The 15,663-nt window shown below is 40.9% G+C and carries 15 protein-coding genes; 7 read left to right on the forward strand and 8 right to left on the reverse strand.

The genetic code is table 11. The annotated features are described in order from the left end of the window. Window positions 1-215: 215 nt before the first annotated feature. From HU823_RS05480 to dnaA, 8 genes are all read right to left on the reverse strand, one after another. Complete coding sequence (locus HU823_RS05480) at window positions 216-1,334, reverse strand: HD-GYP domain-containing protein (RefSeq protein WP_197221396.1); 1,119 nt, start codon at window positions 1,332-1,334, stop codon at window positions 216-218. 89 nt (window positions 1,335-1,423) lie between these two features. Further along, window positions 1,424-3,976, reverse strand: coding sequence for a DNA gyrase subunit A (gyrA, locus tag HU823_RS05485; protein ID WP_197221397.1), 2,553 nt, complete (start codon window positions 3,974-3,976; stop codon window positions 1,424-1,426). 186 nt (window positions 3,977-4,162) lie between these two features. Beyond that, window positions 4,163-6,109: a DNA topoisomerase (ATP-hydrolyzing) subunit B gene (gene gyrB / locus HU823_RS05490; protein ID WP_144696549.1), complete on the reverse strand. Its 1,947-nt coding sequence runs from the start codon at window positions 6,107-6,109 to the stop codon at window positions 4,163-4,165. A 32-nt stretch (window positions 6,110-6,141) separates the two neighbouring features. Further along, on the reverse strand, window positions 6,142-6,411 hold the full coding sequence (remB, locus tag HU823_RS05495; protein ID WP_066399572.1) for an extracellular matrix regulator RemB: 270 nt from the start codon (window positions 6,409-6,411) through the stop codon (window positions 6,142-6,144). A 10-nt stretch (window positions 6,412-6,421) separates the two neighbouring features. Next, the gene (gene recF / locus HU823_RS05500) at window positions 6,422-7,543 is read right to left on the reverse strand and encodes a DNA replication/repair protein RecF (protein ID WP_197221398.1); all 1,122 of its coding nucleotides are present in this window, start codon (window positions 7,541-7,543) and stop codon (window positions 6,422-6,424) included. Window positions 7,544-7,554: 11 nt separating this feature from the next. After that, window positions 7,555-7,770 (reverse strand): S4 domain-containing protein YaaA, encoded by a 216-nt coding sequence (yaaA, locus tag HU823_RS05505; RefSeq protein WP_066399568.1) that lies wholly within the window; start codon window positions 7,768-7,770, stop codon window positions 7,555-7,557. A 316-nt stretch (window positions 7,771-8,086) separates the two neighbouring features. Continuing rightward, the gene (gene dnaN, locus HU823_RS05510; RefSeq protein ID WP_197221399.1) at window positions 8,087-9,229 is read right to left on the reverse strand and encodes a DNA polymerase III subunit beta; all 1,143 of its coding nucleotides are present in this window, start codon (window positions 9,227-9,229) and stop codon (window positions 8,087-8,089) included. Between the two features lie 173 nt (window positions 9,230-9,402). Then, window positions 9,403-10,758 carry a chromosomal replication initiator protein DnaA gene (gene dnaA, locus HU823_RS05515; protein ID WP_066399562.1) on the reverse strand — a complete coding sequence of 452 codons (1,356 nt, stop codon included), beginning with the start codon at window positions 10,756-10,758 and terminating at the stop codon, window positions 9,403-9,405. 479 nt (window positions 10,759-11,237) lie between these two features. Here dnaA and HU823_RS05520 point away from each other — a divergent pair, with 479 nt between their 5' ends. The 7 genes from HU823_RS05520 (at window position 11,238) to mnmE (ending at window position 15,659) form a co-directional block, all read left to right on the forward strand. Beyond that, the gene (locus HU823_RS05520; protein WP_197221400.1) at window positions 11,238-11,654 is read left to right on the forward strand and encodes a hypothetical protein; all 417 of its coding nucleotides are present in this window, start codon (window positions 11,238-11,240) and stop codon (window positions 11,652-11,654) included. A gap of 5 nt (window positions 11,655-11,659) precedes the next feature. Then, on the forward strand, window positions 11,660-11,794 hold the full coding sequence (gene rpmH, locus HU823_RS05525) for a 50S ribosomal protein L34 (protein ID WP_007201576.1): 135 nt from the start codon (window positions 11,660-11,662) through the stop codon (window positions 11,792-11,794). A 190-nt stretch (window positions 11,795-11,984) separates the two neighbouring features. After that, window positions 11,985-12,332: a ribonuclease P protein component gene (rnpA, locus tag HU823_RS05530; protein ID WP_066399560.1), complete on the forward strand. Its 348-nt coding sequence runs from the start codon at window positions 11,985-11,987 to the stop codon at window positions 12,330-12,332. A 5-nt stretch (window positions 12,333-12,337) separates the two neighbouring features. After that, on the forward strand, window positions 12,338-12,565 hold the full coding sequence (yidD, locus tag HU823_RS05535; protein WP_137791321.1) for a membrane protein insertion efficiency factor YidD: 228 nt from the start codon (window positions 12,338-12,340) through the stop codon (window positions 12,563-12,565). 37 nt (window positions 12,566-12,602) lie between these two features. Further along, the gene (gene spoIIIJ / locus HU823_RS05540) at window positions 12,603-13,373 is read left to right on the forward strand and encodes a YidC family membrane integrase SpoIIIJ (RefSeq protein ID WP_137791320.1); all 771 of its coding nucleotides are present in this window, start codon (window positions 12,603-12,605) and stop codon (window positions 13,371-13,373) included. Next, on the forward strand, window positions 13,370-14,002 hold the full coding sequence (gene jag / locus HU823_RS05545) for an RNA-binding cell elongation regulator Jag/EloR (protein ID WP_066399554.1): 633 nt from the start codon (window positions 13,370-13,372) through the stop codon (window positions 14,000-14,002). The genes spoIIIJ and jag overlap by 4 nt, the downstream gene beginning before the upstream one ends. Window positions 14,003-14,282: 280 nt before the next feature. Beyond that, window positions 14,283-15,659 (forward strand): tRNA uridine-5-carboxymethylaminomethyl(34) synthesis GTPase MnmE, encoded by a 1,377-nt coding sequence (gene mnmE / locus HU823_RS05550; RefSeq protein ID WP_197221401.1) that lies wholly within the window; start codon window positions 14,283-14,285, stop codon window positions 15,657-15,659. Window positions 15,660-15,663: the final 4 nt, after the last annotated feature.

The following is a 15,663-nucleotide window of genomic DNA, read 5'->3' on the forward strand; positions in this document are numbered from 1 at the left end:
GTTTGTTTCGTGCGCCGTTTTGTTTTGGCGACTTTAATAATATATCACGCTGAAGCACTAGAGTCAATAGCTTTCTTTAACTTTTTTTCAAAAACATTTCATTGTGAAACATTTCATCGTGCTAACAGTTTATATTGTGCTGTTTCTGAGACAGCTTGATTAGTTTACCACGGTTGCCAACCCATGGCAATACCTAAATTAAAAAAACTTCTATCCTAGGATAGAAGCTCTTCTATAAAGATGTCGTTCCGGTTTTTAAGCGCGATGATATCACCGTTTGTTTCTAACTTGATCATCGGTCGTGTCGGTTGGCTTTCTTCTATAAACACGATCTCACCGATATCATAGTTTGTAAGTCTAACACGGCTGCCCACTGATAGAGTGGAAAGACCAGCTATCATAGCTTGCATAACTTGATGATCAAATTTCCCAAACTGATCTTTCATCATCATCTCCAGCACTTTAAAAGGAGACTGCTTGCTTCGGTAAGGTCGTTCGGCAGTCATAGCTAAGTAAACATCTGCTACTGCTAGAACTTTACTGAATGGATGAAGCTTATTTCCTTTTACTTTTAGGGGATAACCTGATCCATCTGTTCGTTCGTGATGTTGAAGAACACCGAGAAGGACACCTTCTTTAATAGAGGGAATCTTTTTCAGCATATTGTAGCCTTGAATCGTGTGCTTCTTCACTTCATCAAATTCAGCTGTCGTTAATGACCCGCTCTTCTTAAGTAATGTAGGCTGTACTTTTGCCATGCCGCAATCGGACAGCACTCCCGCTAGACCGATCTGTATACAGTCTCCGCTAGAGAAGTTTAACTTTTTAGCTAAGAACGTGCTTAAGATGCCTACAGCTATTGAATGATGATACATATAATCAGCACTCGTAGCGTAGTGGTGCAGCAGCAGGATCTCTTTCGGTACACTCGATCCTTTCTCTAATACAGGTAGAACACTTTGCCGTACTTCAAGCATATCGACAGGACTGCCAGATTGCCAGTTTGTAAACAATTGTTTATAACGTTTTACCGTTTGCATGTACAGCGCTGGAAAAGAAAGCTCTTCTTTTTCAGGCGTTTGAGTATGTATTTGTTCTTCAGATATTCTCGCATCACTTCTATTATTCAGTGAATCTTTTACTTGACGTGTTGTGTTCACACCTGACGCTGATTCGTTCAAAACATCTATCTCATTGATCTGAAAACGAGTAAGTACGCGCAGATGCTCATTATTCAATCTCGTGTTTTTATTGACGATCGGCTGATTAGTCATCGAGAATACATCCTGAACCAGCATCTGTCCGGTCTTAGCTTGACTCGTTTTTATCCTCATACAAAAAGCTCCTTTTATTTGGAAGGTCATAATTTTATTTTACATATAAAAAAGAGGAAAATGTAGATTCATTTTCCTCTTTTTAGAAATTATTCGTTATTCTCTTCGTTTGTATCTGTTTCTGAAGCTTTCGTTTCTGCAGCAGGTGCTATACCTTCTTCACCTTCTGTAATGATTGGATTACCTTCCTCATCCAGCAACTCATCCGTTTCTTCTTCACGTTCTACAACAGCTACTGTTGCTACGTGATTCGTATCATTCATGGTCATCAACCTAACACCTTGAGTGTTTCGTCCCATTTGGGAAATGCCTGAGATGTTCATACGAATGATGATTCCTTTTGCTGTAATGATCATGAGGTCTTCTTCATCTGTTACAGTCTTAAGCGTAACAACCGGACCGTTCTTTTCAGTGATGTTTACCGTTTTGATCCCTTTACCACCACGTGATTGAAGACGGTATTCGCTCATAGGTGTACGTTTTCCGTAACCTCGGTCTGTAACGATCAAGATATCTTGTGTCTCATCTAAGACTTCCATACCTACAACCGCATCGTCATCGCCGAGAGTGATAGCTTTAACACCTGTTGCTGTTCTACCCATTGATCGAACGTCAGTCTCTTGATAACGGATCGACATCCCTTGCTTCGTTCCGACTATGATATCTTTTGTTCCATCTGTTAAACGAACACCCATCAACTCATCTTCTTCACGAAGGTTGATCGCGAAAAGACCACCTTTACGGATGTTGCTATAAGCTGATAACGGAGAACGTTTTGTAATTCCTTGCTTCGTCATGAAGTTCAGGTAGATCTCATCACTTTCCATATCTTCTACCGGAATGACAGCAGAGATCGTTTCACCTTGCTCGATCTGCAGTAAGTTGATGATCGGAATACCTTTTGCTGTTCTTCCGTATTCAGGAATCTCGTAGCCTTTTAGCCTATAAGCCTTCCCTTTATTAGTGAAGAACAGGATATAGTTGTGTGTATTTGTCGTAAACAGCTGTTCAACAAAGTCATCCTCACTCGTGCCCATTCCTTGGATTCCTTTACCACCACGACGCTGTGAACGGTAAGTAGAGATAGGAAGGCGCTTAATGTAGCCTTTGTTCGTTAATGTAATAACGATGTTTGAACGAGGAATCAGATCTTCGTCTTCAATACTGTTAAATCCTACAGAGATGATCGTACGTCTAGGGTTGTCGTACTTTTCTTTAATCTCTATAAGCTCTGTACGAATAATCTCAAGAATTCTTTGTTCATCTGCAAGAATCGCTCTCAATTCTGTAATTAAAGCAACCAGATCGTTGTATTCGTTCTCGATTTTGTCTCGCTCTAAACCTGTTAAACGCTGCAATCTCATATCTAAGATAGCTTGAGATTGCTCGTAGCTTAGTTCAAACTTTTCCATTAAGCCTTCACGCGCAAGATCCGTTGTTCTGGATCCACGTATGAGTGCAATAACTTCATCCAGATGATCTAGTGCGATACGAAGACCTTCTAAGATATGAGCTCTTGCTTCTGCTTTTTTAAGATCAAATTCCGTACGGCGACGGATGATGACTTGCTGATGCTTCAGATAATGGTACAAACATTCTTTGATGTTAAGAACTTTTGGATGTCCATCAACAAGTGCAAGCATATTGATACCAAAGCTTGTCTGTAGAGCTGTCTGTTTATATAAATTATTTAAGATAACATTTGCATTCGCATCACGGCGTATCTCCATCACGATGCGCATACCATTACGGTCAGACTCATCACGAAGATCCGTGATACCCTCGATCTTTTTATCACGAACGAGCTCAGCGATCTTTTCGATCAAACGTGCTTTGTTTACTTGATAAGGAAGTTCCGTTACGATAATCGCTTGTTTTCCGCTAGGCATCTCTTCGATTTCTGCTTTTGCGCGGATAATGATAGAGCCTCTTCCAGTTGTGTACGCTTTGCGAATTCCTTCACGTCCTAGAATTTCACCTGCTGTTGGAAAGTCTGGGCCTGGGATAATTTCCATCAGTTCAGGAATCGTGATATCCGGATTTTCACTCACTGCTAAGATACCGTCGATAACTTCACCTAATTGATGCGGCGGAATGTTCGTCGCCATACCAACCGCGATCCCCGCAGCACCGTTAACGAGCAAGTTCGGGAAACGAGCAGGTAATACAACCGGTTCTTGTTCAGATCCATCATAGTTATCTTTGTAACCGATCGTGTCTTTGTTGATGTCACGCACCATTTCCATGGCAATCTTAGACATACGAGCTTCTGTGTAACGCATCGCTGCCGCTGCATCGCCATCGACCGAACCAAAGTTACCATGACCGTCGATCAGCATGTGGCGGAAGTTGAAATCCTGTGCCATACGAACCATCGTGTCGTATACAGCAGAGTCACCGTGTGGGTGATACTTACCGATTACTTCCCCAACGATACGAGCAGATTTTTTGTATGCTTTATCAGCCGTCATACCAAGGTCGTTCATCGCATAAAGAATACGTCTGTGAACAGGCTTTAATCCGTCACGCACATCTGGCAAAGCTCGGCTGACAATAACACTCATAGCATAATCCATGAATGATGCTTTCATTTCCGTACTAATATTAATTTCTTTAATCCGGGAACGTTCCATTTCAGACATTAATTTTACCTCCATAACCTCTTTAGAACAGGTTTTTAAAGCCCCCTAATTTGGCGCTTAAACGCACCGAAACTGGACCTTGTCCAGCTTCAGTATCTTTTATGTTCAGCTTTCGCGGCGTTAACCACTAAGCATTTTATATGATTATTTACTTTAAAGTAACTGCTTACCGCAGGCGTGCCTTACTTAAATATCTAAGTTCGTCACATATTGTGCGTTTTCTTGGATGAAATCACGGCGCGGTTCAACTTTGTCGCCCATTAAGATATCGAAAGTTTCATCAGCTGCCATCGCATCTTTCATTTCAACCTGTAGTAATGTACGAGTCTCAGGATCCATTGTCGTTTCCCATAACTGAGATGGGTTCATCTCTCCAAGACCCTTATAACGCTGAAGCTGCGGCTTTGGAACTTGCGGAAGTTCAGCCAGCAATTTTTCAAGCTCTTTATCGTTATAGGCATACTCGATACGCTTACCTTGCTGTATTTTGTAAAGCGGTGGCTGTGCGATATAGATATAGCCGTGCTCAATGATCGGACGCATATATCTGAAAAAGAACGTTAGAAGCAACGTACGGATATGTGCACCATCGACATCGGCATCTGTCATGATGATGATCTTATGATAACGAGCTTTCGTAATATCGAACTCATCACCGATTCCTGTTCCTAAAGCCGTGATGATCGCACGAACCTCGTTATTGGATAGAATCTTATCAAGTCGTGCTTTTTCAACGTTGATGATCTTACCGCGAAGTGGCAAGATCGCTTGGAAATGACGGTCACGTCCTTGCTTAGCCGATCCACCGGCAGAGTCACCCTCAACCACATAGATCTCTGAGATGCTTGCATCTTTTGAAGAACAGTCTGCAAGTTTACCAGGTAACGATGATACTTCTAACGCACTCTTACGTCGTGTTAGTTCACGTGCTTTTTTAGCAGCAACACGCGCTCGCAGTGCCATCATCCCTTTTTCAACGATTGATTTCGCAACGACCGGATTCTCTAGCATGAAGGATGAAAACGTCTCTGAGAAGATGGATTCTGTGATCTGTCTTGCTTCAGAGTTTCCGAGCTTGGTTTTCGTTTGCCCTTCGAACTGAGGATCAGGGTGTTTGATCGAGATGATCGCTGTCAGACCTTCACGAACGTCTTCACCCGTTAAGTTCGTATCGTTGTCTTTGAACAGATTGTTCTTACGGCCATAATCGTTGATCACACGTGTAAGAGCTGTTTTGAACCCTGACTCGTGCGTACCGCCTTCATGTGTATTGATGTTGTTCGCAAACGAATAGATGTTACTTGCGTAGCTGTCGTTGTATTGGAATGCGATCTCAACCGAGATGCCGTCCTTTTCCCCTTCAACAAAGATCGGTTCTTCATGCAGCACTTCACGCGTACGGTTGATGTGCTCTACATAAGATTTAATCCCGCCTTCATAGTGGTATTCCTTTACAACCGGCTCTTCTTCACGCTTGTCTTCAGCAATAATACGAAGACCACGGTTCAAGTATGCAAGTTCACGAATACGGTTTGAGAGTGTAGGGAAATCATATTCTAATGATTCAGTAAAAATTTCAGGGTCTGGTTTGAAGTGAGTACGAGTACCTGTCTTGTCTGTTTCGCCGATAACTTTCAGATCTGCAGTCGGCACGCCGCGCTCGTAAGACTGATAATGCAACTTTCCATCACGAGATACGGTTACTTCAAGCATCGTGGACAAAGCGTTAACTACTGAGGCACCAACACCATGCAGTCCGCCTGATACTTTGTAACCTCCACCGCCAAATTTTCCTCCGGCATGGAGAACCGTCATGATAACTTCTAGAGCTGGTCTTCCCATCTTTTCATGCATACCTACAGGGATCCCGCGTCCGTTATCTTCTACTGTGATGCTGTTATCTTCTTCGATCGTAATTCGAATCGTGTCACAATAACCTGCTAAAGCTTCATCGATTGAGTTATCGACGATCTCCCATACTAGATGGTGAAGACCGCGTACGTTCGTAGCACCGATATACATCCCTGGACGTTTACGGACGGCTTCAAGACCTTCGAGTACCTGGATATTACTTTCATCATAGTTTTGCTGTTGTTCTAACTGTTGTTCAGTCGTCAATTCGTTCACCTTCATTCCGGTTTAAAAACGCTTTATTTATAAAACCTTTATTTTATATTCCAGCCATTTTCAAGTTCGAGGCGATCAGAGGCTCTCTTTTTTAACGTAGAGGCAGAAAGAGGAGATAGATAGATCGTTTTATCTGTAATGATTACGGATTTAGCAGCATTTCCGCTTAAATCGGTCAATGTCTGATTGTTCTCATGCTTTTTAAGAAACTCTAAAGCTAACTCAGAAGCCTTTAACGCATTGATATCCAATATCGCCAGCACATCTTTTGAATGAATGACTTCTTCATCACCTAAATGCAAAAGCAATGTCCTCACCTCATTTCAAACGTTCTATAGAGCCTGCATGAACCTTGTAAGTTGCGGCTTTCTCGAGTGTTTCGTGGTGTATCCCTTCCACACTAGTCGTTGTAACAAAGGTTTGTACTTTACCTTGAATCGTATTTAAAAGATGTGATTGTCTGAAATCGTCTAGTTCAGATAACACATCGTCCAACAATAGGATCGGGTATTCCCCGACTTCTGAATAAATCAGATCGATCTCAGCGAGCTTCAAAGAAAGAGCAGTCGTTCTCTGTTGTCCTTGAGATCCGAATGTCTGCACGTCTTTTCCGTTCACTGAAAAAAGCAGATCGTCCCGATGAGGACCAAATAAGGAAGTTCCTCGTTCAATCTCTTTTTCTTTTATTTTACCAAACTTCAGATGAAACGCTTCTATCATTTTCGACAAGTCGAGCTCATCACATACCTCTATAGTTGGTTTGTAATGAATTTTTAAAGTTTCCAACCCTCTGGATATTCCATGATGGATCGGTTCTGCCCAACTTTGAAGCTTCTCCATGTATTTCATGCGTTTCAACGTTACTCTGGCTGCTTTATCAATAAGCTGTTCGGTTAAGATCTCGAGCATCGTCATGTTCTGCTGACTTTTGTTGCGATACATCTCTCTTAATAAAGAGTTTCGCTGAGACAAAATCTTTTGGTACACAGAAAGGTCATTTAAATAAACTGCGTTAACTTGGCCGATTTCCATATCGATAAAACGACGACGCACCTGTGGACTGCCTTTTACAAGATTAAGATCCTCAGGTGCAAACATAACCACATTTAGATGTCCAACGTAATCGGTTAACCGGCGTTGTTCGATACGGCTGATTTTCGCTTTTTTTCCTTTTTGTGAGATGACGAGACTTAAATCAAAAGAACTGTTTCTCTTTTTGATGCTACCCTCTATTTTAGCATATTCTTCGTCCCAAGATATCAACTCTTTATCTTTTGCTGTTCGATATGATCGTGCCATGGCCAAAACATAGATTGATTCCATAACATTTGTTTTTCCTTGTGCATTCTCACCTAGAAAAACATTGACTTTATTCTCGAACTCCAGAGACTGATCTTTATAGTTTCTGTAATTCCTAAGCTGAAGCTTTTCGATATGCAAAGGGATACCCCCTATTCCGTTGTTACCTTAAACTCTCCTACTTCTGGAATGGACACGACATCACCCGCATATAGTTTCTTACCTCGGCGTGTTTCATGTTCTCCGTTCACAAGAACTTCATGTTCTGCTAAATACCATTTTACCATTCCTCCCGATTGGATGACATCGGTAGTTTTCAACAGTTGTTGAAGGGTGATGAATTCGGTGTTGATCTTTACGTTTTCCATTTTTAAAAAACCTCCTGGTTGTTTTATGAAAGATTGATCTCCGTTCCAGGTTGCTCGCTTTCCGCGGGGCAGGCGGTGAGCCACTTGCCGCTATGCGCCATTAAGTGTCTCACCTGACCGCTTGTCCCGCAGGAGTCTCGCACCTTCCACTCCGATCAATATTCGATGATGTGAAATAAACAAAAATTCAAAATTAAAATCCAAAAATCTGTTAGTGAAAATATTAGTAAAAACATGTCGCTCTTACTAGTTTCTCCAAAAAACGTTGGACTTAGAAAGAAAAGAAAGCCACCGGTGATTCCGGCAGCTTTATATTTTAGTAAGTTCTTACAGGCAGAATTAATTGTCGGATCGAATCGTCTGATACGGGTTGGATAAGAAACGGTCTCATCGCCCCTGTGAACAGGATGCTGATCTCTGTGCAATCCATAACTTTTAGAGCTTCCATCACATATTTTGCGTTGAATGAGATCTTTAGCTCTTCTCCTTCAATCTCCTCTGCGATCATATGTTCAAATACTTTACCGATTTCTGGAGAATTTGATGAGAGTTCGATTGTTTGGTTATCGAGTGTTGCTAGCTTCACGACGTTGTTTCTTCCTTCTCTTGCTAATAAAGAAGCACGGTCGATCGCTTGTAAGAATTCTTTTGTCTTCAGAACAAATGTTGTTTTGCTCTCTGAAGGAATCAATTTAGATGTATCCGGATAGTTACCGTCCAATAGTCTTGAGAACAATAAGATATTTTTTGCTTTGAACAAGATCTGATTGTTCGTTACAACGATTTGAACTTTTTCAGCATTCTCATCCAGAATTTTTGAAAGTTCGTTCAAACTCTTTCCAGGAATGACGACGTTCTGGAAGGAAAGTTCTTCACTTTGAGAATCGATCGGCATTTTACGTTCAGCCAAACGATGACTATCTGTTGCAATACAGTTTAGAACACCATCAGTTAACGTCCAGTTAACACCAGTTAGGATAGGGCGTGTTTCTGAGGTGGACACCGCAAAGACAGTTTGACGAATCATTGCTTTTAGAAGATCACTTTGAATCTCAAACACTAAGTTCTCTTCGATTTGAGGTAATCTCGGGTATTCTTCAGGGTCTAATCCTAAAAGGCTGAATTCAGAAGCGCCTGAACGAAGAGTCGTTTCAAAACGCTCACCTACTTCAATCTCAACAGAATCATTCGGAAGTTTTTTAACGATCTCTGAAAAATAACGAGCTGGAAGTACTACGCTTCCTTCTTGTTTCACTTCGATATGTACAAGATCTCCTTCTTCAACCGGTATCAGTCGTTCAATGGAAATATCAGAATCACTACCAGTCAGATGAACACCGTCATAGGTTACTTCCATTTTGATCCCTGTCAGAATCGGTATTGTTGTTCTTGAAGATACAGCTTTCATTACATCTTGAACAGCTTCGATCAACTGGTTTAATTGAATATTAACTTTCATTATTTTGCCCCCCCTGATATTTATTAAAATCTTTTAAAAAAATAGTAGTAATAGTACTAGGCGCTGTGAATGTGTGGATAACCCTAGAAAACAAAGATAGGACAGCCTATCCACATGTGGACAGACTGTGTATAAAGTGACTGCAGTTATTCACAGTATTCAGTGCTACTTATTTAATTCGATTTCAGCTGATCGTGAATTTCTTGCACTTTTCTTTGTAAAACATGATCCGTAATCAGCATAGTAGAGATCTTTTCATGAGCATGAAGGACCGTTGTATGGTCGCGACCTCCAAATTCCTCACCGATCTTAGGTAAAGAATTATCGGTTAGTTCACGAGAAAGATACATCGCGATCTGCCTAGGAAAAGCTACAGATTTTGTTCGTTTCTTTGCTGTGAAATCTTCTAGCTTCACATTGTAATGCTTGCCAACTACTTCTTGTATATGGTGAATCGTCAAAGTTCTTGGCTTTGCAGAAGGAATAATGTCGCGAAGTGCTTCTGCTGCAAGATCTGCATTCATATCTTGGTTGATGAGAGAAGAATAAGCAACAACACGAATGAGTGCACCTTCTAACTCTCTAATGTTCGTATCAATCTGATTAGCGATATAAAGCATTACTTCGTTTGGAATATCAAGGCCTTCTGCTTTCGCTTTTTTCCGCAGAATTGCAATACGTGTTTCTAAGTCAGGAGGTGTGATATCCGTAATAAGTCCCCATTCAAAGCGAGAACGAAGTCTGTCTTCTAATGTCGGAATCTCCTTTGGAGGTCGATCACTAGAGATGACAATCTGCTTACTTTCTTCATGAAGTGCGTTAAACGTATGGAAAAATTCCTCTTGGGTTTGTTCTTTTCCTGCAAGGAACTGAATATCATCTATTAAAAGCACGTCCACACTGCGAAATTTGTTGCGAAACTCAACTGTTTTATTGTCACGAATCGAGTTGATGAACTCGTTCGTAAATTTTTCTGAAGACAGGTAAACAACCTTAGCCCCAGGATTATGTTCCAATACATAATGGCCGATCGCATGCATAAGATGCGTTTTTCCTAAACCAACGCCCCCGTAAATAAATAGCGGATTATAAGCTTTTGCAGGTGCTTCAGCAACAGCTAATGAAGCGGCATGAGCAAAACGGTTTCCAGAACCGATAACGAATCGGTCAAACGTATATTTCGGATTCAACATACTTTGGGAAACTTCTTCGTGAGGCTCATTTGCTGCTTTTGGGGCTTTTTTCATGGAAAGTTCCAGATCTAGGTCTAGTTCTGTCTGATTTTGTGGAATGATGAACTTTACGTCAAGCGCTGCTCCTGTTACGTCTAGAAGCGTCTCTGAAATGATACCTGCATATCTGGATTCCAGCCAGTCACGGGCAAACTCATTTGGCGCAGTAATTACGAGCGTATCATTTTGTAATGCATGAGCCGTTGTTGATTTTAACCAAGTCTCAAAGCTAGGCTTACTGACTTTTGTTTCGATCGCAGCAAGTGCTTTGGACCATAGGTCGTTTATGTTTTCCAACCAATTTACCCCCCTTATCTCTTTCGAATCATCCTATTTTAGCAGTCATTTCCCTGTTGTATAAGAATTGTACACCCAGTGAATACCTATGAATAAAAATAAAAAGTCCACACCTTATGTGAATGATAATTAATATAGTAGATAATAGGATTATGAACAGTAAAACCTTGTCTGTGGACAACCTTTATAACAGCTTTTAAAACCTGTCCACAAGTTTATCCACAGGTTGTGAATAACTTTATTAGCGGTGCAGGTTGTTAACGAGTTAAAACACAACTAGCATATCAAAAATAATCAGGCTTGGCAACGAGTTATTGTTACTTATCCACAACGCCCATACCTTGTGTAGAAAAGTTGTCCACAACACTAGATTTTGTGTAAAACGTGTCGATAATTGGTGTGGATAATGAAAATCATGTCGAAAAAGATGTCCACAGGTTAGGTCATGAAGATTTTGGTGAAGCTTGTAGAAGGATTATATGGAGCTATTGTTGTCCTGTGATAATTGGGAAGCTGCAGTGGATCGTAAGCTCTGCAAACTTTGTGTTGATTTTAAAAGAGTGTTTTGTTTTTATATTTACTTCGTTGGTTTGTTGATTGGAGTGGAAGGTGCGAGACTCCTGCAGGACAAGCGGTCAGGTGTGACACTTAAGGGCGCAAAGCGGCAAGTGGCTCACCGCCTGCCCCGCAAAAAGCGAGCAGCCTGGAATGGAAATCAACTACTTTCAAGAACTTCACTAGCATTTCGAAACAGAGAGCTTCCACTTTCAAAGGCATTCAAAGGCAAAAAACTTGCAAATAAACACAAACTTAAAATCCAACTTGACAAATTTATGGGTCAGTCATTATACTTTATTAGACTGTCTTTTATAAGAGATATCCTCAGGGAGGTGTAATATACATGAAACCTACATTTCAACCAAACAACCGTAAGCGTAAGAAGGTACATGGTTTCCGTGCACGTATGGCTACTAAGAACGGTCGTAAAGTTCTAGCTCGCCGTCGTCAAAAGGGAAGAAAAGTGTTATCCGCATAGGCCACTGACATCAGTGGTCTTTTTTTACTTTTATAGAGAGAATTTTGCTCACTCCGAGTCAGTGTTTTCTGTACGAGGTCGTTTTTTCGAAGTTAAAGGTTTTATATGAAGAAAACAGGCCGATACTGGGTGATGATCGCAACAAAAAGACTTTGGAATGAGATTGCATAATTGATGGAGTGTTAAATGAATGAAGAAAGAACAGCGCATCAAAAAAAATGAGGAATTTCAAGAAGTCTTCAAAAAAGGAAAATCAACGGCTAATCGCCAATTTGTAATATACAGTTTAAGAAAAGAAGATCAGCCTGTTTTTCGAATCGGTCTTTCTGTCAGCAAAAAAGTTGGAAAAGCCGTTACGAGAAACAGAATTAAACGATCGGTTAAAGAAATCTTCCATAAATATAGTGAACAGCTTCTTTCAGGCAGGGATTACGTGGTTATCGCGAGAATACCTACTGCTAACATGGACTTTCACGAGATGGAAAAAAGTCTGCTTCATGTTTTGAACAGAGCAAACGTATTAAAAAAGAGGGTGTAAGAAAAATGAGGTCCTTATTTATAGGGATTATTCGTTTTTACCAGCTTTGGATTTCTCCGCTAACACCGCCTTCATGCCGCTTTTATCCGACTTGCTCGCATTACGGTATAGAAGCTTTCAGGCGTCACGGTGTATTTAAAGGAATGTGGCTAACTATTGTCAGAATTTCAAAGTGCCATCCTTTTCATCCCGGAGGCGTTGACCTCGTGCCTGAAAAAAGAGACAATAAATAATTGAGATAAGATTTATGATTTTAAGGAGGATAAGAGTTTGCGTAAGAAAATAGGTTTACTGATTGCCCTTTTCGCACTCATGGCTGTCCTATCAGGATGTGGAACGATGGATCCCATCACAGAAGACAGAACGGGAATTTGGGACACATATTTTGTATATCCGTTATCATGGTTGATCACATACTTTGCTACCCTAACTGGTGAAAACTACGGATTAGCGATCATTATCGTAACATTGATCATCCGTACTGCGCTTCTTCCGTTAATGATTAAGCAAACACGCAGTTCTAAAGCGATGCAAGAAATTCAGCCTGAAATTCAAAAGCTACGTGAAAAGTACAAGTCGAAAGATGCGAACACACAACAGAAATTACAGCAAGAAACGATGGCTTTATTCCAGAAGAACGGAGTTAATCCGCTTGCTGGTTGTTTACCTTTATTAATTCAAATGCCGATTCTTTTAGGATTTTACCACGCGATCATGCGTACGGGTGAAATCGCGAACCATAATTTCCTTTGGTTTGATTTAGGAGATCCGGATCCATTTTATATCTTACCGTTAGTAGCCGGTTTAACGACATTCTTACAACAAAAGATCATGATGGGCGGAATGGATAATCCAAATCCGCAGATGAAGATGCTTTTATACATCATGCCTGTAATGATCGTTGTATTTGCGATTAATTTCCCAGCTGCACTATCTCTATATTGGGTGATCGGTAATATATTCATGATTGGACAGACATATTTCATTACGACCCCAATGAAAAAGAAAGAAAACCAAGTTGATGGGGGAGCTAAAAAGTGAAAAAGGTACAGGTAACAGGGAAAACGGTTGAAGAAGCAGTAGCAGCAGCACTAGAACAACTTCAGACTTCAAAAGATCAAGTAGAGATATCCGTTCTAGAAGATTCCAAAAAAGGTTTCTTTGGACTTGGCGGGAAGCCAGCAGTTGTTGAAGTAACAGTGAAAGCTGATCCTGTTAAATCCGCGATCGACTACCTCGAGGATGTTACATCCAAAATGGGAGTGCCCGTTACCATCACACAGCGACAGGAAAATGATCATCTTGTGCTGGATTTATCCGGTGACAAAATTGCGATTTTAATTGGAAAACGTGGACAAACGCTTAATGCGCTACAGCTTTTAACGAATATGGTTGCAAACTCTGATCCTGCAAGCAAGCATGTTAAAATTGTGCTTGATGCTGAAAACTATCGTACCAGAAGACAGGAATCACTCGAGCGATTAGCTGAGCATTCTGCCCAAAAGGTGTTTTTCACGAAGAAAAGCTTTGCTTTTGAGCCGATGCCTGCTAACGAAAGAAAAGTGATTCATTTAGCACTCAAAGAAAACAGAGATGTTGAGACTACGTCTGAAGGGGTTGAACCTTTTCGTAAGGTGGTAATCCGCCCGACATCCTCAAGCAAAAGATAAAAAAGCTTCAGAGGTTTATCCTCTGAAGCTTTTTGTTTGCGTTCATCAAATTATGATAAGCACCGTATTATAGTTGGTCATGGGAGCACATTTAAGGTTGTTTTTTAGCTTGATTTCAGCCTCGTTTTCTTTACTGTGAGCACTTTATGCGATACACTATTTTTTATTGTGGATATTTATGTCCATTTTTACTAGAACCTTATCGCAGTACGTATTTAAGGCCATACTAAAGGTAATTTATATAGAGCGTAAGAAAGAGGAAAGCCGAGGTGAAACAACAATGGAATTTGACACGATAACAGCGATCTCTACTCCTATGGGAGAAGGAGCAATCGCGATTGTCCGTTTGAGCGGACCTGACGCAGTTGCCATTGCAGATAAAGTATACAGTGGGACAAAACGTCTCGCTGAAGTTGATACACACACGATTCATTACGGAAAATTGATCGATCCGAAACTCGATCAAGCGGTAGAAGAAGTAATGATTAGCGTGATGCTTGCACCGCGTACGTTCACGCGGGAAGATGTTGTTGAGATCAACTGTCATGGAGGGTTAGTTTCTGTAAATAGAGTCCTTCAATTGATTCTTCAGCAGGGAGCGCGCTTAGCAGAACCAGGAGAATTTACAAAGCGAGCATTCTTAAACGGCAGGATCGATCTTTCTCAAGCGGAAGCCGTAATGGATTTGATCCGAGCGAAGACAGACCGTGCGATGAACGTTGCCCTCAACCAAATGGAAGGCCGTTTATCATCACTCGTTATGCGTCTTAGACAAACTTTACTAGAAACGATCGCACATGTAGAAGTGAACATCGATTATCCAGAGTATGACGCAGAAGAGATGACTCATTCTCTGTTGAATAACAACCTTCTCACTGTAAAAAAAGAAGTAGAATCAATTTTACAAACCGCAAGCCAAGGTAAGATCCTTCGCGAAGGATTGTCTACGGCGATCATCGGAAGACCGAATGTAGGAAAGTCATCACTCATGAATGCACTCGTTCATGAGAATAAAGCGATCGTTACAGATATAGCCGGAACGACACGTGACGTTATCGAGGAGTATGTGAACGTTAGAGGCGTGCCGTTACGATTAGTTGATACAGCGGGAATTCGTGAGACTGAAGATATCGTGGAAAAGATTGGTGTTGAAAAATCACGTAAAGTATTAAAAGAAGCAGATCTCATTCTGCTTGTTATTAACGGGAATGAAGTGCTCTCACATGAAGATGAGAACTTGTTCCGTGCAGCTGCAGGACTCGATAAGATCGTTATTATTAATAAAACAGATCTTGAAATGAAAGTAGATATGAACCGAATTAAAGAACTTGCAGAGAATTCACCTGTGATCTCAACCTCTTTAGTAAAAGAAGAGGGAATAGATGAACTAGAACAAGCAATCGCAAACCTGTTCTTTGCAGGCGGAATTGAAGCGCAAGACTTAACATACGTATCCAACTCTAGGCACATCGCACTTCTGCAGCAGACGATTCATCATATCGATGAAGCACTCGGTGGTATTGAAGCGGATCTACCTATAGATATGGTACAGATCGATATTACAAGAGCTTGGGAGATACTCGGAGAAATCGTAGGAGACACGGTTTCAGAGAGTCTGATCGACCAATTGTTCTCTCAATTTTGTTTAGGAAAATAAAAAA

Source organism: Fictibacillus sp. 18YEL24 (assembly GCF_015903855.1).
Taxonomy (GTDB): Bacteria; Bacillota; Bacilli; order Bacillales; family Fictibacillaceae; genus Fictibacillus; species Fictibacillus phosphorivorans_C.